This is a genomic window from Thalassotalea fusca (assembly GCF_053485835.1).
Window position 1 is genome coordinate 393,288 of record NZ_JBQRUN010000001.1, and the last position, 18,576, is coordinate 411,863.

The 18,576-nt window shown below is 40.3% G+C and carries 16 protein-coding genes and 1 tRNA gene; 7 read left to right on the forward strand and 10 right to left on the reverse strand.

Annotated elements, in window-relative coordinates; all coding sequences use genetic code 11:
- Nucleotides 1-51 precede the first annotated feature (51 nt).
- The 4 genes from fba to tkt all read right to left on the reverse strand — a co-directional run bounded on the left by fba (nucleotide 52) and on the right by tkt (nucleotide 5,925).
- Entirely contained in the window at nucleotides 52-1,116 is a 1,065-nt protein-coding gene (gene fba / locus ACSLUK_RS01705) for a class II fructose-bisphosphate aldolase (protein ID WP_448546765.1), read from the reverse strand.
- A gap of 448 nt (nucleotides 1,117-1,564) precedes the next feature.
- A complete protein-coding gene (locus ACSLUK_RS01710) occupies nucleotides 1,565-2,743 on the reverse strand; it encodes a phosphoglycerate kinase (RefSeq protein ID WP_448546766.1) in 1,179 nt (392 codons plus the stop codon).
- 121 nt (nucleotides 2,744-2,864) lie between these two features.
- Nucleotides 2,865-3,878, reverse strand: a complete 1,014-nt coding sequence (gene epd / locus ACSLUK_RS01715; protein ID WP_448546767.1) for an erythrose-4-phosphate dehydrogenase — start codon at nucleotides 3,876-3,878, stop codon at nucleotides 2,865-2,867.
- A 52-nt stretch (nucleotides 3,879-3,930) separates the two neighbouring features.
- The gene (tkt, locus tag ACSLUK_RS01720; protein WP_448546768.1) at nucleotides 3,931-5,925 is read right to left on the reverse strand and encodes a transketolase; all 1,995 of its coding nucleotides are present in this window, start codon (nucleotides 5,923-5,925) and stop codon (nucleotides 3,931-3,933) included.
- Between the two features lie 244 nt (nucleotides 5,926-6,169).
- Here tkt and ACSLUK_RS01725 point away from each other — a divergent pair, with 244 nt between their 5' ends.
- The 3 genes from ACSLUK_RS01725 (at nucleotide 6,170) to ACSLUK_RS01735 (ending at nucleotide 11,395) form a co-directional block, all read left to right on the forward strand.
- On the forward strand, nucleotides 6,170-8,863 hold the full coding sequence (locus ACSLUK_RS01725) for a CHASE domain-containing protein (protein ID WP_448546769.1): 2,694 nt from the start codon (nucleotides 6,170-6,172) through the stop codon (nucleotides 8,861-8,863).
- 160 nt (nucleotides 8,864-9,023) lie between these two features.
- Nucleotides 9,024-9,161 (forward strand): hypothetical protein, encoded by a 138-nt coding sequence (locus ACSLUK_RS01730; protein WP_448546770.1) that lies wholly within the window; start codon nucleotides 9,024-9,026, stop codon nucleotides 9,159-9,161.
- Nucleotides 9,162-9,412: 251 nt separating this feature from the next.
- Complete coding sequence (locus tag ACSLUK_RS01735; RefSeq protein ID WP_448546771.1) at nucleotides 9,413-11,395, forward strand: ankyrin repeat domain-containing protein; 1,983 nt, start codon at nucleotides 9,413-9,415, stop codon at nucleotides 11,393-11,395.
- 27 nt (nucleotides 11,396-11,422) lie between these two features.
- Here the strand turns inward: ACSLUK_RS01735 and ACSLUK_RS01740 are convergent.
- A tRNA-Arg gene (locus ACSLUK_RS01740) sits at nucleotides 11,423-11,499 on the reverse strand.
- Between the two features lie 109 nt (nucleotides 11,500-11,608).
- Nucleotides 11,609-12,772, reverse strand: a complete 1,164-nt coding sequence (locus tag ACSLUK_RS01745) for a flagella assembly protein FlgT (protein ID WP_448546772.1) — start codon at nucleotides 12,770-12,772, stop codon at nucleotides 11,609-11,611.
- A 272-nt stretch (nucleotides 12,773-13,044) separates the two neighbouring features.
- Here ACSLUK_RS01745 and ACSLUK_RS01750 point away from each other — a divergent pair, with 272 nt between their 5' ends.
- Together ACSLUK_RS01750 and ACSLUK_RS01755 are read left to right on the forward strand one after the other, a co-directional pair.
- Nucleotides 13,045-13,713 (forward strand): FlgO family outer membrane protein, encoded by a 669-nt coding sequence (locus ACSLUK_RS01750; protein WP_448546773.1) that lies wholly within the window; start codon nucleotides 13,045-13,047, stop codon nucleotides 13,711-13,713.
- Between the two features lie 8 nt (nucleotides 13,714-13,721).
- Nucleotides 13,722-14,195: an LPP20 family lipoprotein gene (locus ACSLUK_RS01755; protein ID WP_448546774.1), complete on the forward strand. Its 474-nt coding sequence runs from the start codon at nucleotides 13,722-13,724 to the stop codon at nucleotides 14,193-14,195.
- 104 nt (nucleotides 14,196-14,299) lie between these two features.
- On the opposite strand, the gene ACSLUK_RS01760 is transcribed toward ACSLUK_RS01755, so the two are convergent.
- From ACSLUK_RS01760 to flgA, 4 genes are all read right to left on the reverse strand, one after another.
- A complete protein-coding gene (locus ACSLUK_RS01760; protein ID WP_448546775.1) occupies nucleotides 14,300-14,596 on the reverse strand; it encodes a hypothetical protein in 297 nt (98 codons plus the stop codon).
- Between the two features lie 290 nt (nucleotides 14,597-14,886).
- Nucleotides 14,887-15,318, reverse strand: coding sequence for a flagellar protein FlgN (locus tag ACSLUK_RS01765; protein WP_448546776.1), 432 nt, complete (start codon nucleotides 15,316-15,318; stop codon nucleotides 14,887-14,889).
- Between the two features lie 9 nt (nucleotides 15,319-15,327).
- Nucleotides 15,328-15,642: a flagellar biosynthesis anti-sigma factor FlgM gene (gene flgM, locus ACSLUK_RS01770; protein WP_448546777.1), complete on the reverse strand. Its 315-nt coding sequence runs from the start codon at nucleotides 15,640-15,642 to the stop codon at nucleotides 15,328-15,330.
- Between the two features lie 72 nt (nucleotides 15,643-15,714).
- Nucleotides 15,715-16,407, reverse strand: a complete 693-nt coding sequence (gene flgA / locus ACSLUK_RS01775; protein ID WP_448546778.1) for a flagellar basal body P-ring formation chaperone FlgA — start codon at nucleotides 16,405-16,407, stop codon at nucleotides 15,715-15,717.
- A 176-nt stretch (nucleotides 16,408-16,583) separates the two neighbouring features.
- On the opposite strand from flgA, the gene ACSLUK_RS01780 reads away from it, so the two are divergent.
- Nucleotides 16,584-17,522: a chemotaxis protein gene (locus ACSLUK_RS01780; protein ID WP_448546779.1), complete on the forward strand. Its 939-nt coding sequence runs from the start codon at nucleotides 16,584-16,586 to the stop codon at nucleotides 17,520-17,522.
- Between the two features lie 39 nt (nucleotides 17,523-17,561).
- Nucleotides 17,562-18,392 (forward strand): CheR family methyltransferase, encoded by an 831-nt coding sequence (locus ACSLUK_RS01785; protein ID WP_448546780.1) that lies wholly within the window; start codon nucleotides 17,562-17,564, stop codon nucleotides 18,390-18,392.
- The last annotated feature ends 184 nt before the right edge of the window (nucleotides 18,393-18,576 follow it).

Consider the following 18,576-nt stretch of genomic DNA (forward strand, 5'->3'; position numbering starts at 1 on the left):
TCAGCAGATATGCCCCTTAAAAGATTAGGAAAAGCTCTATACCAATTGGTATTATTTTACGATTGCTTTTAATTCACCTTGTTCGTAGCGAACAAACATGCTTTCTAACGAAATAGGCTTAATTTTTGACGCGTTGCCCGCAGTGTTAAATGATTCGTAGCGTGCTTTACAAATATCATACATAGCGTCAGTAGATACTTTAAGGTATTTACGCGGGTCAAATTCACTTGGATTTTGCGCTAAGAAACGGCGAATTGCACCTGTTGAAGCTAAACGTAGGTCTGTATCAATGTTTACCTTACGTACACCGTTCTTAATACCTTCTTGAATTTGCTCAACTGGTACACCATAGGTTTCAGGAATTTCGCCACCAAATTCATTGATTATCGCTAACCAATCTTGTGGTACAGAAGATGAACCGTGCATAACTAAGTGCGTATTAGGAATACGTGCATGGATCGCCTTAATGCGGTCAATCGATAAAATGTCGCCTGTTGGTGGGCGAGTAAACTTATAAGCACCGTGAGAAGTACCACAAGCAATGGCCAATGCGTCTACTTGTGTCTTTTTAACAAAATCAGCGGCTTCTTCAGGGTCTGTTAGTAATTGTTCTGCACTTAGTACACCTTCTGCACCTACGCCGTCTTCTTCACCAGCCATACCTGTCTCTAAAGAACCTAGGCAGCCTAGCTCACCTTCAACAGATACACCACAAGCATGGGCCATTTCAACGGTACGACGTGTTACGTCTACGTTGTATTCATAACTAGAAGGGGTTTTGCCGTCTGCACGTAAAGAACCATCCATCATGACTGAAGAAAAGCCTAATTGAATTGAACGTTGGCAAACGCTTGGTGATGTACCGTGGTCTTGGTGCATTACTACTGGAATGTGTGGGAACTCTTCGATAGCAGCTGAAATTAAATGTCTTAGGAAAGGCGCGCCAGCGTATTTGCGAGCACCTGCTGAAGCTTGAAGAATAACAGGGCTGTCTGTGTCGTTTGCCGCCATCATAATAGCGCGAACTTGCTCTAAATTATTTACGTTAAATGCTGGGATACCGTATCCGTTTTCAGCGGCATGATCTAACATCTGGCGCATTGAAATTAAAGCCATGAATGAACTCCTAAGATTAGAAAAATGTCAAAGTGCTATTTTTACCAGCTCAAATCGCTGGTAATGCTTTCATTTTGAAACTTATTGGTTTCGTTGCGTAATTATAACACCATATTTAACGGCTTTGCACGATAGAAATTACCTGACACCAGTGCCGAAAGTTTCGATTCAAGTTAAAAAGTTACGATTTGGCAATTTATTACGTAAAAGAGGCGCGGTATTTAGTAGAAAAGGTAGTTTTTTATAAGTGATTTATGTAATTTTACAACACTGTCGCGGGTAAAAAGTTGTTCATATGCTCGAAGTTTGCCATGGAAGGGGTTGTGTCATAGAACTGGAAAATAGCTGAATTTGCAGCCGAGAATGATGGGAAATAAAAATCCCTTGCATACAATTTTTATACAAGGGATTCTATTAAAACTGTTGATTGCTTCTGTATATCGAGCGGTTAGCTTTGAGCACGCTCTTCCAAAATAGCAACTGCAGGTAATTTTTTGCCTTCTAAGAACTCCAAGAATGCACCACCACCTGTTGAAATGTATGAAACTTTATCTGCGATATCGTATTTATCAACGGCTGCAAGCGTGTCACCACCGCCAGCAATTGAAAATGCATTACTGTCAGCAATTGCTTGTGCAATACGCTTAGTACCTTCGCCGAATTGATCAAATTCAAATACACCAACTGGGCCATTCCATACAATGGTACCGGCTTTCGCAATAATATCCGCTAACGCTTCTGCTGAATCAGGGCCAATATCAAAAATCATATCTTCGTCGGCAACATCTGCAACCGCTTTTAACGTTGCTGTTGCACTTTCAGAAAATTCAGTGCCAGTGACTACATCAGTTGGAACAGGAATGTCACCGTTGTTAGCTTGTGCCTTAGCCGTTAAACGATTCGCTTCATCAACAAGATCAGCTTCATATAGTGACTTACCTACGTTGTGACCGGCTGCAGCAATAAAGGTATTTGCGATGCCGCCACCAACAACTAGCTGGTCAACAACATTAGCAAGAGACTCTAATACAGTAAGTTTTGTTGATACCTTAGAGCCACCAACAATGGCTACTAGTGGACGAGCAGGGTTGTCGAGTGCTTTGGCAAGTGCTTCTAATTCACCAGCTAAAAGAGGGCCAGCACATGCCACAGGGGCGTATTTTGCAACACCATGTGTGCTTGCTTGTGCACGGTGAGCTGTACCAAAAGCATCCATTACAAATACGTCACACAAATTAGCTAATTGCTGCGCAAGTTCGTCGTTGTTTTTCTTTTCGCCGATGTTAAAACGTACGTTTTCGAATACAACAAGTTCACCAGCATTCACCTCAATGCCGTCAAGGTACTTCTTAGCTAATGTAACAGGCGCATCGAGTGCATCAGAGAGATAATTAACGACAGGCTGTAATGAAAACTCTTCGTTGAACTCACCTTCAGTTGGGCGACCTAAGTGCGACATCACCATTACTTTTGCGCCTTGCTCTAAAGCCAGCTTAATTGTAGGTAACGCAGCTCTTAATCGTGCATCAGAGGTAACCTTTCCGTCTTTAACTGGTACATTCAAGTCTTCGCGAATAAGTACGCGCTTACCTGCTAAATCTAGATCGGTCATTTTGATTACAGACATGTTTTGATCCTATTTAATAGATTAAAAAATTTATAACTGATGATAAAGCGTAATGCTAATTGGCAACCAACACCTTATAACAAGATATTGCTAACTCTTAAGTTCTTTATCACCTTAGTAATTATGTTAGCTTTGCAATGACGGAAGCCGTATCCAGCATCCTATTAGCAAAGCCCCATTCGTTGTCACACCATACCAGCAACTTAACTAAGTGTTTATGGCTAACACGTGTTTGGTTACCATCGACAATGCATGAATGAGGATCATGATTAAAGTCGATAGATACTAATGGTTCCTCAGTATAGCCAAGGATCCCTTGTAAACCGTTAGTTTGCGCTGCTTGAATCGCCTGATTGATATCACTTATAGAAACTTCCTTATTTACTGTGACACTTAAATCCATCGCCGTCACATTCACAGTTGGCACTCGAACGGCAATCGCCTCGAAACGCCCGGAAAATTTCGGTAGTATGCGTTCAATGCCAATGGCAAGTTTAGTATCTACAGGAATGATTGACTGACTTGCGGCTCGCGTGCGTCGTAAATCTGGATGATAGGCATCGATAACTTGCTGATCGTGCATCGACGAGTGGATCGTCGTGATTGTGCCGCTTTCTACGCCAAATGCATCATCAATGACTTTTATCACCGGCACAATACAATTGGTTGTGCACGAACCATTAGAAATTAGGCGGTGGTCACTGGTCAGTGTGTGATGATTAATTCCGTAAATGATCGTTGCATCGAGATCTTGCGCGCCTGGCTGTGAAAATAAAACGCGTTTAGCACCTTGTGCCAAATGTTGTTTGCCTTCTTCGTGATTCGCAAATTTTCCTGAACAATCTAGTACCAAATCTATGTTTAAATCGCCCCAAGGTAAATTGTCGATGTGTTCTTCCGATAGCAATTTAACCGGCGTACCTGCGATAATTAAATTATTGCCTTCAAGCTCTACGTCAAACGAAAATCTGCCGTGAGTTGTATCATACTTGAGTAGGTGAGCGATTCCTTCGGCAGAAGCAAGCTCATTGATCGCAACTAAATTGAATGTGTCAGTTTGGTTATTTTCAAAAAGTGCACGGGCGATACTACGTCCTATGCGTCCAAAACCGTTGATGGCAATATTTATAGGCATATATCAATTCTATGATGAGGAGCGCACCACCAAGCTGATGGTGCGCATCTTATTAGCTTAAGCTGTTAACAGTATTAACAACATTGTCTACAGTAAAGCCAAAGTGTTCCATCAGTACGCCACCTGGTGCAGATTCACCAAATGTTGTCATACCAACTACTTTGCCACCAAAGCCAACATACTTATACCAGTAATCTGTATGAGCTGCTTCAACAGCAACACGCTTAGTTACTGCAGCCGGTAGAACAGATTCTTTGTATTCTGCTGATTGAGCATCGAATGCGTCAGTTGAAGGCATTGAAACTACACGTACTTTTGTACCAGCTTGATTTAACTGCTCAGCAGCTTTTAATGCCAATGATACTTCAGAGCCGGTAGCGATAAGAATTACATCTGCCTGACCGTCACAATCAACTAAAACGTAACCACCTTTAGCGATATCACCTACTTGGTCAGCTGTACGACTAATCGCAGGTAAACCTTGACGGCTAAATACTAGCGAAGTAGGGCCGTTACGGCGTTCAACTGCCGCTTTCCACGCTACAGCTGCTTCTGTTGCATCACTTGGGCGCCAAGTTGACATATTAGGTGTTGTACGTAAGTTAGTCAGTTGTTCAATTGGCTGGTGAGTTGGACCATCTTCGCCTTGACCGATTGAGTCATGAGTATAAACAAAGATATTTTGGATACCCATCAAGGCTGACATACGAACGGCGTTGCGTGCGTATTCCATGAACATCATGAACGTTGCACCGTAGTTAATAAAGCCACCATGCAGTGAAATACCATTCATGATGCCGCTCATACCAAATTCACGTACACCATAATAAATGTAGTTACCCGCAGGATCGGTTTCGATACCCTTAGAACCAGACCACAATGTTAGGTTTGAACCCGCCAAATCTGCTGAGCCACCTAATAGCTCAGGTAGCAACGCACCAAATGTTTCGATAGTGTTTTGTGATGCTTTACGAGAGGCGATGTTTTCAGATTTTTCCTGACAAGATAAAATGTATTCGTTTGCTTTTGCTTCGAACTCTGCCGGTAATTCACCCTTAATTACACGACGCTCATACTCAGCTGCCAATTCAGGATGTGCAGACTTGTATGCGGCAAACTTATCATTCCATGTTGACTGCGCTTCACTACCTTTGGCTTTTTGATCCCATTCTGCGTACACATTTTCTGGTACTTCAAATGGCGCGTGTGGCCAGTTCAAAAATTCTCTTGCCGCTGCAATTTCTTCTTCACCCAGCGGTGCACCGTGGCAGTCATGGCTACCTGATTTGTTAGGTGAACCAAATCCAATGACTGTTTTACAGCAGATCATCGTTGGTTTGTCGGTAACAGACTGTGCTTCTTTAATTGCCGCTTCAATAGCTTGTGGATCATGGCCATCAACGTCAGCAATTACATGCCAGCCATAAGAAGCAAAACGTGCAGGTGTGTTGTCTGTGAACCAGCCTTCAACATGACCGTCGATAGAAATACCATTGTCATCCCAAAAAGCGATTAACTTGCCGAGTTTCAACGTACCAGCCAGTGAACAAGCTTCATGTGAGATACCTTCCATCAAACAGCCGTCGCCTAGGAAACAGTATGTGAAGTGATCAACGATATCATGGCCTTCACGGTTAAATTGTGCAGCAAGTGTTTTTTCAGCAATTGCCATACCTACCGCATTCGAAATACCTGCGCCTAAAGGGCCTGTTGTTGTTTCAACACCTGGCGTATAGCCATACTCAGGGTGACCTGGTGTTTTTGAGTGAAGTTGTCTGAAGTTTTGTAGTTCAGACATAGGTAAATCGTAACCTGAAAGGTGTAATAGTGAGTAGATTAGCATCGAACCATGACCATTCGACAGAATAAATCTGTCTCTGTCTACCCAGTTAGGATCGTTCGGGTTATGTTTTAAAAAACTACGCCATAATACTTCGGCGATGTCTGCCATACCCATAGGCGCTCCAGGGTGCCCTGATTTTGCTTTTTGTACTGCATCCATGCTTAACACACGAATTGCATTGGCCAGTTCTTGACGCGACGGCATAATTGCTCCAACTATTATTTATTTAGAATGAGGGTGAAAAATGCGTATATTTTCGCCCAGACTGCCCCCAAACTGCAAATGTTATTACGCTATTTATTATATTTTTATGAAGATAGCGAAAATCTTATTGCTCAGGTTCTATTGACTAATAATAAAATGTTGTAATTATAGAGAATTAAATGGGTCAGTATTTCATTTATTAGAAACAGTTTTTGAATTTAAAAGGACCATTAGCGAATTCTGTATGAAAAAAAATACTCTTAGGGTAGTGATAGGGATATTTATATACTTATCCGTGTGCATCCTCGTTAGTTTGACGTTTAAACCTTTCTCAGAAGTCAATTTTATTGGGCCTGCAGCCGGTATCGCTAGTGCAATCGTGATTACTTGGGGGAGCATTGGCATTGTTTCGGTTGTGTTAGGCACCTTACTGTATGCGATGTACATGCATCTTGTTATGCAGTATCAGATACCAATGGCGATTTGGACAATTAGTTGTTTAGCCATCGTTTTTCAGGCTGTGTGGGCAAAGCAACTCAGCTATAGACTGGTTGTTAAGCAGCGATGGTTGGAAAGTAGAGCAACTTTGTTCTCATTTATTTTAAGGGTTGGTGTAGTTGCGAGCATTGTTGCGGCAATAAGCAGCCTAATTGTATCATCGTTTTCCCTCAGTTCTTTTCAATCTCCTTTGCCTTATGTATTTTCAGTTGGGTGGTCTAGTAGTTTATTAGTCGCCGTGTTTGCTACGCCTACACTATTGTTTACCAAAGGTCAGCAACATTTAACTCTTTCTAAACGGCTTTTTGTTATCGTTGCTTCTATTCTTGGCTCGTTGGCAATTGCTATTTTATTTAAAATTTCTCAGCAAAATCATCAGCACAAAAGATTGGGGAATTTTGAAACAGCAACGAGTGATTTCGTTACGGAATTCACTGAAGAGCTTAATCATATTCAAGCCCAAATTACGGCATTATCGGCATTTTTCGATGCCAGTGATTATGTTACAGCAAATGAGTTTCATCAATTTGCCTCCCACATCTACCAAGCGAATACGAGTATCAGAGCACTAGAGTGGGTTCCGGTAGTGTTTGACAGTGATAAAGCTAACTTTGAACATTTCGCGAGTGGTAGATTAGGGACACCATTTAAAGTCTTTGATCAGAATAAGTTTGATGGCAATGTTTCACCGGTGGTCGGCGTCAGTTTTCCCGTATTCTACTTATACCCCAGAAATGAAAATCTCTCTGCATTAGGACTTAACCTGAATAGCCACTCCGCTAAAGTGCTGGCGATTCAGCGTGCCATGAACTCTAAACTTGCCGTTGCAAGTGCACCGCTAACGCTAATTCAAGATGAGAGTTACAATCCTGGTATGTTGGTTTTCAAACGTATTGTAGAGGCACCAAACCTTAATTCCTTTGGTTATGTGGTGAATATGCAAGGCGAAAGAATTGCAGGTTTGGTTGTTGCAGTAATTCAATTTGAAGACGCTATCAGCCGAATTGCGGGCAAATATAGTGATGTAATTAACGTAGGTGTTCATGATACAACAAATCGCGAGGCCTTTATAATTCGTGAGCAAGAGCCAGCAACCCTGAGTCAGCTAAAAATTACTCACTATGCCGATGTGTTCGGACGACAGTGGGTAATAACCCTGAGCGAGGCAACACCGTGGATAGCGCAAGGTAAGAATTGGCAAACATGGGCTATTTTGTTTGGCGGTACTGTGGGCGGATTACTGTTTCAGTTGCTTATCTTAATGATGGCCGCTTATTCGACCGAGCTAAGTTATAAAGTAGGTTTAAAGACGCGAGAACTTATATTAGCAAAAGAGTTGTCGGATAAAGAAAATGAAACGAAGACACGATTTTTGCAAACGCTAAGTACAGAGCTTGGGACATCGTTGTCGTCAATTGTTGAATTTTTAGCGAAAGCGCGGTTGTCAAAACATGCCAATATTTCCCCAGCGCTATATAACGATTTGTCGGCGGCATCAGAACGTTTAGGGCAGTTGGTAGACAGTGTGAATGATCTCTCATTACTGAACTTACACGCGACGCCAGTAGAGAACCGTATCTTTGATTTTTATGCTTTCATCAGTGAAATTGAACGACATTATGCAAGCACTGATATTGCCACTGCGCAACGCATTAAAATAATCACCGATAACAATTCACCGAACCATATCAAAACAGATCCGAGCTTACTCAAAAAGATGTTGCTGGCATTGCGGCCAAACTTGGTGGAGTTGTTTGATGATTACAACATACAGTTATCGATAAAACCGCATATTCACCAGTACCATGCAACGTTGTTTTTGACATGTAGTGCTATTGACTACCGCGAAGACGGCAGTCATCCATTACCTATTGAATCATGGTTTGATAAAGATCTGGCAAACTATAGTACGAGCATGGCGTTGGTAAAAGAGTTGTGCTTATTACTCGGTGGTGACGTAAAACTGTCAAAACTACCTTCAGGCAGTGCGGTGTTAACCTTGTCTATTCGCATGATAATTGAAGATCAAGGGAGCAAGGTTAGTGAGATAGCTGCGATTAATCATAAATCCCATGAAGCACGGAATATTATCTTGGTAGAAGAGCCACTCTCAACTAATTTTGAGATCACACCGATTTTACTTGGATTAAATTATCAGGTTGAAATTATCGATGACGTGGCCGAAATATTCGAACGGTTATCAGAAGAAAAATATGAACTCATCATTATTGATAACGTTACTTCAAGGCCGTTTATTGAACAACTTGAACAACGATTATTAGAAAGCGGTGAGGCCAGTTTACCACCAATTTTGGGAGTTTACAGAGGAATTGAAAGTCGTCAATTACCGAGTGAATTCAAGCATTGCATCAGTGATTTTGTTACTTATCCGGTCGATGAAGAACGGTTGCACAAAGCAATTATTTCACTATGTAATTAAGGAAAATTAACGGCTTAAATTACTAGTAATTGGTTCGTAGAAAAATGCTTTCTAAGTAATTGATATAAAACATTGAAATCTTATTTGTAATAGTATAACGTTTACCGTCGCTGTACAGAATTTGACAACAATAAGAATACCTGCATAACAGGACATGGTAATGAATAGATCGTCTTCAAGGGGATTTAAACTGACCACCGTTATAATAGCAGTATTTGTTTTAGCGGTATCAGCCGTAATGAGTAACACCTCGATTGCGGACGACATGGAAGTAGCAAAAAAAGAACAATCCAAATAATGACTTTTGGTGTATTGAAAACCTCGCTTTGGCGAGGTTTTTTTATTTGCCTTTTTTTTCTTTAGCTGGGCTGTTCGTTGGCAAAATGGTAACGTGTTCGGTGCAAGTGCTTATAGTATTGTAGTTTGCCAAAATTTAAATAATTTCAAATAACTAGTTGTTTATCCTAGTCGGAGAAGGTTAAATAGCGGTACATCATTTTTATTATAGAAATAAAACAAATTCTACAATCTCACGGAAAGGAATCTCTGATGCAATCGCTCAAGCTCTCTTTAATCTTATTCACTCTTGCGTCATTAATTTCATTAAGCGCATTGGCCAGTAATTCTTTGGAAATATCTAATATTGAATTGGTGGAAGACTATTATTCAGAAAAAATATTTAAGGCGACGTTTAACTACGATGGAAAGTTAGGTAACTCGAACTTTTTTGGCGCAGAAGCAATTACAAATGAAAGGGTGGGTAGTGCATCTTACTTTCCAAATCGAATTTCAAAGGGAAAAAATGAAATACGGTTTTCTGTCAGGCGGCCTGCTACCGAATCAACTTATTCTTTTAAGTCTTATTCAATTAAGTTTACTGTTTACAACCAAAATGAGTCGATAGTTAAAGCGGTAGACTTTGAGCTCGATTGGCAGCCTTTTGAAGAGTTCTTTGAAACCAAAAACGTTAAACGACAGAAGTATCAATTTACAACTATTAAATCTTTACGGATTAACGAAAGCATTGCAGGTATAAGTGGTTTGGTGCGTGATTTGGTTGCTGCAGGGATTCAGCCTAAAAATATAGATCCTGTACATATTGATAACTCGAATATAGGTAATGGGCAATCAAGTTTTATTTTTTCTGAGTCAATTTCGTATGCAGATTTTAGACATTTTATTACCCTTTTGAAAAACAATGATGTCGCACTAAACATGGTTGGATTTTTGAACATTGCACATCCAAATTTTAAAATAGGTTACATTGACATGATTGGTTATCGCGTATCGTCGATTTCTCATGTAACGGAAGCCGATATTAACAAAACACTCCAAAGTAATAGCCTTAAATCGTTGTTTGCAAAACTTCAATTTGATCCAACACCCCGCGATGAACTGAATCAAAAGTTACTAGATCAAGCTATCGTCCTTAATAACGCCGGTGGAAAAAGTAACGGTGAAAAAGCCAAAGAGATTGCTGAGTACCTCATCGATATAGGCTACCAAAATAGTCGAATTTACGCTGAATTAGCGCGTGCCTATGGGAGAATGTACAACTATAACCAAACCGCATTAGAGAAACGAAGAACCATATTAAATATGGCACTGTCTTTGTTTCCTAATGATCAATGGGCACATGCGTTATTGATTTTCGATGAAACACACCTTGGCAACTATGAAAGTGCAGAAAAACATGCTGTGCTTGCCAAAAAATATGAGAAAGTTAAAAACGTTTGGACAATTACCAACTGGGCTAGGTTGTATGAAGTGCAAGGTAGATTTGACGAAGCAAGAGCTAAATATCAAGAGTTAATCGGTCAACATGACTTAAATGATTCTAACAAAATCGCGCATAAGCGAGGTTTAATTTATTATGCTAACTTTTTGGAAAGGGAAGGCGGAAAAGGCTTATCAGCTGTTTATCGGGAACTCATCGCTGCTTACCCAACGGAAGAAAAGTGTACTAATGTGAAACTTGCTCGAAGTATCCTGATTAACGAGAAAGATTATTCTGAAGTACAATCACTCCTTGGCAATCCATCTCTATTCGATTGCGAAAATGCAGAATCTGCAATTGCCTTGTTGGAATTGCGAGATTGGCACAAATCCGGCGGGCAAACCTCTATCCAGCCTATAATCATTAAACATGGTAATTTAACCGCACTTATTTATGAAGTTGCTTCAATGGAAGAAGGCAGTCAGATCTTGCCGATGTTGCAACAACAAAACATAAACACCGCAATTAGTGATCAGAATGGACTAAATGCCCTTCATATGTCAGTAGCTTCTAAAAATGAACTGGCCATTGATAACATGTTATCAACTAATATTGACGTAAATGCGGCATTACCAAATGGCTGGACTGCATTGATGATTGCCAGCTATTTGAACGCACCGAATTTAGTCGAAGTATTGCTGAAAAACGGTGCTGACAAATCATTGCAATCGTTTGATGGTTATTCCGCGATGAGCATAGCGCAACAAGCTAATTTCCCTGAAGTCATTGAATTATTAAAAGGCGCTAATTTGTAACGGTGATTCGTTATGACTGTTATTTTATGGCGACCCCAGCAGGAGTCGAACCTGCGACCTGCCCCTTAGGAGGGGGCTGCTCTATCCAGCTGAGCTATGGGGCCATTGTTTGAATATGAGCAGTACTGCGACATATGAATGGCAAAAAGCCAAATGAGTATAAAACTAAGCCGTTGTTATCACAACGGCTTTAGTGGCATATTTTGTTGGAAGTTAATATCTTACTGCTAAATCATTCAACTGAATATTGTCGAGTAGATCTTGCTCAGTTGTTTGTGCACGCGCACTTTCTTTCGTGACTTGTGTGACTTTTACTTTGTATTCACTCACATTAAAGCCAGCGTATACCTTACCTTTTTCTGTAATGAAATTTTTAGTATGCAGTAGCGAAAATTCATCACCTACTTTTACACCATGACGGCTTCCAAGGTTGATTAGAATTTCACTGCCACTTACATTAATAATTCGTCCTCTGGTTGGCTGACACATCATATTGTCGTCAATATCAGCAATCAGTTGCTCAAGCGTTTGGTTGATACCTATACCATAGGCGCTCTGCCAGAATGCTTTACCAGTTACATCAACTTTTTTCCGTTTAGTGTAAGTCCACGGTGCTGAATTATGATATTGCTTTTCGAACATGAGTTCGCCATTGTTGCCGTTATAGATGTACACGCTAAAAGCAAATTGCCGGTCAAACTCGTCCTCTTGCCAAAACTGCCAGTTATTATTGGCTTCATCACCAAATGACACGTCGGTGATTTCTGAAAATAGTACATATTGCGTATCAGTTAGGCTCGACAACGTCATCGCTAAATGTTTTACCGACGGCATGTCTAAGCTTTGGTTATAGCGTGAGAATGCAGACATATTTTTAAGTGACAATTTAGTGTCTAAGTACATGCCTTCTTCATTGAGCTTGTAGGCTAACTTCTTAATCACTTGTTTATCTATGCCATAGATTTGGCCAATGTTAGCTTGTTCACGATTGAGTAAATAACTTTGCGTGAGCAGTAGTGACTTCTTGTAGTCGGCGGAGAAACATTGCCTACCTTGCGGAAAAATGTCGGCACGAATGGTCACGGTAACCAAATCATCGGAATAAATTTCATCGACAATTTCAAAGGAATTAACACTGCCAGTTGCGCGAATGCTAATTTCATCTTGCGTCAACAGACCGTTCACCGTTTGTTGAACACTGGATACCGAGGCGCCAGCAACAAGAAGTGCTCTTTTTAGTGCATTTTCAATGGCAGTTTTTCTGGCGGCTTTTGTTTCGCTGCCACTAATATAAGCATGTCCTTGCGCTTCATACCATTGCGCGTGACTACTAAAGTTCGCAATTATTAAGCCGATAAATAATAAAGCAAAGCGCATAAGTGTATCCGAGTGTTTTACTGTACCTAATATATTATGCCTGTAGGGTGTCAACACATTGGCTAAACTAACCGTAGGGCGATGTATTGTTGATATAAGCATTATTTGTGCCTAATCGTATCTACAAAGGTAAATGTACTCGTAAATTGAATAGATTCTTATCGCTAAAGTTGGCGTGAAATATGCTTTGAATTTCACAGATGTGAGTAAACAAAATGATTTGAGCGAAACTATAGTGCGCTTAAATCGTGAGAGATGTTGAGGGGAGCTCAATGAAAAAATGGCTTATATGTATACTTGTACCAGCTTTGGTGTCATGTAGTAGTGTGACGGGCTTTAAGAGTTCAAAATCAGGCGGTGACGATTTTTATCGTATTGCTCATCAAGACAAAGGTGAAATTGACAGCTTTAATTTACCTCGACATGCAATAAATGATGTAGTTAAAGGGCTTGCATATCAGATGCTTGAAAGCAGTTCTTTTGTTACACCTAAAACCCCTGTGGCGGTTGCTTCGTTCGTTGATTTGAAAGATTTAGAATCTACCAACTGGTTGGGCAATCAACTCTCTGAGAACTTTGTTCATGAACTCCAACGTCATGGTTTGATTGTTGTCGATTTTAAAACAACGGGCCACATCCGTGTGACTAAAGAAGGCGACTATGTATTTAGCCGCGATTGGAAAGAGCTACCTGAGCGCCAGATTATTGACTATGTAGTTACTGGTACCATGATGGAACAAGAAGGTGGCATTATGGTTAACGCCCGCATGATTGGCATGCAATCACGCGTTGTTGTTGCTACGGCACAATCGTTTATTCCACACTGGGTAATTGGTGAACAAGTCGACAAAGATGAAAACGTTCATATGAAAGATGGCATGATCATTCGTGATAGCGAAATGTTAGTGAATGAATTGCGTGCTGTAGAGATCCAACAGTAGGTGTCACTATGAATAAATCTATCAAGCCGTTGGTGGTTTCAGCGATGTTTACAGCAGTCGTTGGATTAACGGGCTGCAGCACAATGTATGATAAACACGTGCAATGGCAAACGGTAAAACCCGAAACGTTTCCAATTTTAAAAGCCATTGGCCAAGCGCCGATTAGCTTACAAAAATCAGAAAACGAAACTCAGCGCATGCTAATGGCTATCAGTGCATCAAAAATTGCTGCCTACGCTGAATTAGCTGAACAGGTATATGGTCAGCAAATAAATGGCTCAACCTCAATGTCAAATCTCGTGGTTAATAACGCTACTCTGCGTACCTCAATTCAAGGGGTTATTCGTGGCGCTAAAGTAGTTAAAAGTTACCCGGTAGGTGATACGTATACCACTGAATTACATCTGGACTTTAAAGATGTTTACGATATTTATATCGCATCAACAAGAGACAGAGAAATCAAACGCGTAGAGTATTACTAAATGTTTAAGCGACTCAGTTATTGGCTGAGTCGCACAAATTATCCTTTCAAATACTTTATCGTTGGCAAATCTTCGTAGCTATTTTCTCTATCGAAATAAACGGTTTAGTTCATCAATATAAATATTAATAATAAAGTCCAACTTAACGTTAACCCCGCTGAAATCCAGTTGGCGTACGTGATATCTTGATTTCTCTTAGCTCTCTTGGCGATGTTGAATACACTTATTAAGCCGATAACGGGAAAGCCAATGGTTGTGAGAAAAACTCTTGGTAATGAATCTGAAAAATATAATCGCCAGAATAGGGTGCTGTTTGTCGAGTTTTCGTTAGTGTATATGATATAGGCTGGCAATGAAGCTAACAGCAATATGAGTAAGGAAACTAAAACAAGGTAATTCATGATTCTACTCCCTGAAAAAATATGGACACGACTCCGATGAACTGGCTCATCAGTTCATAACTTTATTTGGCGCCAATATTGTTGAATTCAAGGAGGCCGTTAAAATATCTGTCCGTACGCCCGAATAGAAAGCACGAACAAAGTTATCAAAACGTTCGCCCTGAGTAGGAGGAACGACGTATCGAAGGGTAATCTTTATCTCGTAATATGCTGTGCCTGCCGAAGGGCGACTGCTGCGCGCTCAGCAAAAATTACACTTTTGAAAATAAGAATAGAAAAATGTTGGTTTGCTACGCTTTTATACCAACACTTGATTGTCCACCGCTGGCCTTGCCTTTAGCATCGTAGGTTACGCTAGATTTATTGTGGCTTTGTAATAACGACGATTTCATACGCTCAACGGCTAGTTGAGAATGCTCAATAATTTGCCCATTCACTTGGTTGATATCTTTACATTTTAAAAGTAAATCTTCAGTTTTCTGTAGTATTTCGTCGTGTAGTCCCTGCGATTTTTCTTCTTTAAATTGCAGGCTTTGGCCTAACTCAGTATCTATGGTTTGAATAGCGACAAGTAACGAATTTTTTTCTTCAGCAACACTGATGAGTTTATCAGGATCTCGCGATTCCAAAATGGCTCTTTCGGTATTCAATAAACTTTCTAGTTGCTCCAATTGCTTACACTGTTGCTGGAGTTTGTCGTGTGGATTGAAACCGTCTGCCATGATCTGACCTTAATCTAAGCTAAACTCAAAATTAGCGATACTTGCTGCCAATTTCTCGGGGTTAATTTTATATTCACCAGATGCAATCGCCTTTTTAAGTTGTTCAACTTTTTTCTGATTGGTTTCCGGTGCGTTTGCTGCTTTTTTTTGCAACTCGCTCAACTGTTGAGCTTGCGGCGTTAAAGATACAGAATCTCGACTAGCCGTTTTAGCTTGAGTCGCGCTAGCTTGAGATTGTGCCGCTTGCTGTTTTACCTGATTTTGCTGTTCAACCTTTTGCTTAATCGGGTTGTTGTTTTGCAAGTTGTTGATATTTATAGACATAAAAAAACCTTTGCGTAGCGATATTACATTTCTATCTATTTATCGGCATTTTTGCTGATATCATTAACTAAATTATAAATTAATTATCACTTTATTTATAGCTGCAACTTGACCAACTACTTTGCGGCCGGAACGTTCATTCTCTATCGTGATTTGATCACCAATGCTACCATCTCGCAATGCAACTCCTGTTGTCTTAATCGCAAAGGTTTCACCTTTTGCCACTATAGTCACTTTATCCCCTCGGCATACCATGCATATACTCTTCATTGAAATTGGTGTGCCCTTAGACAGGCTTCTTTTAGCGCGTGCGCCAATGACTAGTTCTGCGTCATCTATACTGCTTCGACGAAGCTTATAAATGTCTTTCTGAATTACTTCTACATTTGAGTGATCAAGCGTCGTGCCTTTGCTAATCGGTCTAGCTGCAACCAAAACGGGCACGGTATGAGTGACTTTTACCGGAATAAACATATGCCATGGCGTTGAATCAAAACAAGAAATTTTCACATTTACGTTTCTACCGCCAGAATTTTCAGGTATATTTGCGACTAATGCTTGCTGGCAAGGCCTAATAATAATTCTTGGATCTATTTCGTTTGCCGTAACGGTTAATTGCTCGTCTGGTTTATCACTGTATTGCTGCTTTACAACATCAGCTGCCAATTGCTCAATATAGTCTTTATCAAACGATTGGGCCGCAGCAATTTGTAATGCCGAAACCAGAACAAGATAGTTTGTGATTAAAACCTTTAATTTACTCATAAATTTTGTAATCTATTACTAGGGAAATCGAAATAGTCGACTATGCTTACTATAAGCTCGTGTATTTATACTTAAGTGTCAAAAATAGGGCACTTAAATATACATATATGTGTACAATCAAGAATTGTGCCTTTAATTGCATTTAGCCGTTATTGGACGATTTTCAAGAGGTTTGTATGGCCGGAATACTAGATTCAGTCAACCAGCGTACTCAGCTGGTTGGTCAAAATAGACTTGAATTACTACTGTTTAAGCTTGTTGGACGCCAACGTTTTGGCATTAACGTATTTAAAGTAAGAGAAGTCTTACAATGCCCACCTTTAACGTCGTTTCCCCACCAAGATCCTTATATCAAAGGGGTCGCGCATATTCGTGGCCAAACAATTTCTGTTATCGACTTAAGCAAAGCGACGGGCGGGCCAGAAATTCAAAATACAGATAGCTCATTCATTATCATTGCCGAATATAACCGCAGTGTGCAGGGCTTTCTTGTTGCAGGTGTGGAACGTATTACTACGTTAAGCTGGCAAGATATTATGCCACCACCCGAAGGTGCGGGTAAATCAAGTTATTTAACGGCAGTGACTGAAATAGACAACGAAATGGTCTCTATTTTAGATGTTGAAAAAATCTTGAACGAAATATCCCCAGTTTCTACTGAGCTTAGTGAAGACATCGCAGATGTAACTGTGGGCGAGAGTCTTGGTGATCGTGTCATCATGATCGCTGATGATTCTACTGTTGCGCGTAATCAGGTAAAACGTGCTTTGGAACCGCTAGGCTTAAATATGTTGTTAGCAAAAAATGGTCAAGATGCGCTAGATCAATTACGTGCTATTTCTGAAGAATGCCCCAATCGATTAGATGAAAAAGTGGCATTGCTTATTTCTGATATTGAAATGCCAGAAATGGACGGTTATACATTAACTGCTGAGATTAAAGCAGACGAGCGCATGCGTTCAATGCCAGTAATTTTGCATACATCACTTAGCGGAGTATTTAACAATGCTATGGTTGAGAAGGTGGGTGCAGAGGACTTTATTCCTAAATTTCATCCTGATGAGCTAGCCACTGCTGTGAAAAAATGGCTCAAAAATGATGAAGTAAATGAATAGCGTTTATAAGAATTAGATATTTAAGGCAGGAATTGTATAGTGTCAGCCAGACAACTCGATGATAAGTGTTATCATCAGTTTCGTGAATTTTTAGAACAGCAATGCGGCATTGTGCTAGGTGAAAATAAACAATACTTAGTCAAAAGCCGTCTTGCGCCGTTGATGTCTAAATTTGACGTTGGGTCATTAGGAGAATTAGTTGCACGAACATTGAGCCCTGTAGAGCGGCAATTACGTGCCGCAGTGATTGATGCTATGACAACTAACGAAACATTGTGGTTTCGTGATGAGTATCCCTACGACTTACTCAAAAGTAGATTGCTACCCGATTTTAAAGGGCAACGTACGCCACTTAAAATTTGGTCAGCTGCCAGTTCGTCAGGCCAAGAACCTTACTCTATTGCTATGACCATTAGCGAATATTTGCAACGGACGCCGGGAGCGTTTCCAGGTGGTGCGCAAATCATCGGTACCGATATTTCAGATACAATGTTAGAACATTGCAAATACGCACACTATGATAGCCTTGCTTTATCTCGCGGGTTGTCTGCGGAGCGTAAACGTGCTTTTTTCGAACCTGGTGATAACGGCATGTATAAGGTGAAAGAACCGATTAAAAAAATGGTCAGTTTTCGCCACTTAAACTTGCTGAACAGTTATTCGCTAATGGGACGATTTGATATCGTTTTTTGTCGTAATGTGCTTATTTATTTCTCACCTGAAATCAAAGCCAAAATATTGTCACAAATTCATGGCGTATTAAATAATGGTGGATATTTGTTCCTTGGCGCATCGGAATCACTGTCAGGACTCAACCAAAGTTTTGATATGATTCGTTGTAATCCAGGCATTGTATATCAAAAAAAATAACGTCAATATTATAACGAGCAACAGTTACTAATTTGTTGCTCGTCACCTCTCTAAAAACAACAGCATATAAGCGCTTAGCAGACTAGTTAACATTACTAAACTAGTACATAAAATGTGTTTCAGGCGCCAATAACGGTGCTACTAACATTTGTTAGGCGAGTGCAATCCTTTCTTCCAAATAACC

Bases quoted from the DNA above. Each gene is read 5' to 3' on its own strand.
- ACSLUK_RS01780 (WP_448546779.1), top strand. From the start codon at position 16,584: ATGGCCGGAATACTAGATTCAGTCAACCAGCGTACTCAGCTGGTTGGT.
- fba (WP_448546765.1), bottom strand. From the start codon at position 1,116: ATGGCTTTAATTTCAATGCGCCAGATGTTAGATCATGCCGCTGAAAAC.
- ACSLUK_RS01710 (WP_448546766.1), bottom strand. From the start codon at position 2,743: ATGTCTGTAATCAAAATGACCGATCTAGATTTAGCAGGTAAGCGCGTA.
- flgA (WP_448546778.1), bottom strand. From the start codon at position 16,407: ATGAGTAAATTAAAGGTTTTAATCACAAACTATCTTGTTCTGGTTTCG.
- epd (WP_448546767.1), bottom strand. From the start codon at position 3,878: ATGCCTATAAATATTGCCATCAACGGTTTTGGACGCATAGGACGTAGT.
- flgM (WP_448546777.1), bottom strand. From the start codon at position 15,642: ATGTCTATAAATATCAACAACTTGCAAAACAACAACCCGATTAAGCAA.
- tkt (WP_448546768.1), bottom strand. From the start codon at position 5,925: ATGCCGTCGCGTCAAGAACTGGCCAATGCAATTCGTGTGTTAAGCATG.
- ACSLUK_RS01745 (WP_448546772.1), bottom strand. From the start codon at position 12,772: ATGCGCTTTGCTTTATTATTTATCGGCTTAATAATTGCGAACTTTAGT.
- ACSLUK_RS01750 (WP_448546773.1), top strand. From the start codon at position 13,045: ATGAAAAAATGGCTTATATGTATACTTGTACCAGCTTTGGTGTCATGT.
- ACSLUK_RS01760 (WP_448546775.1), bottom strand. From the start codon at position 14,596: ATGAATTACCTTGTTTTAGTTTCCTTACTCATATTGCTGTTAGCTTCA.
- ACSLUK_RS01755 (WP_448546774.1), top strand. From the start codon at position 13,722: ATGAATAAATCTATCAAGCCGTTGGTGGTTTCAGCGATGTTTACAGCA.
- ACSLUK_RS01735 (WP_448546771.1), top strand. From the start codon at position 9,413: ATGCAATCGCTCAAGCTCTCTTTAATCTTATTCACTCTTGCGTCATTA.
- ACSLUK_RS01725 (WP_448546769.1), top strand. From the start codon at position 6,170: ATGAAAAAAAATACTCTTAGGGTAGTGATAGGGATATTTATATACTTA.
- ACSLUK_RS01730 (WP_448546770.1), top strand. From the start codon at position 9,024: ATGAATAGATCGTCTTCAAGGGGATTTAAACTGACCACCGTTATAATA.
- ACSLUK_RS01765 (WP_448546776.1), bottom strand. From the start codon at position 15,318: ATGGCAGACGGTTTCAATCCACACGACAAACTCCAGCAACAGTGTAAG.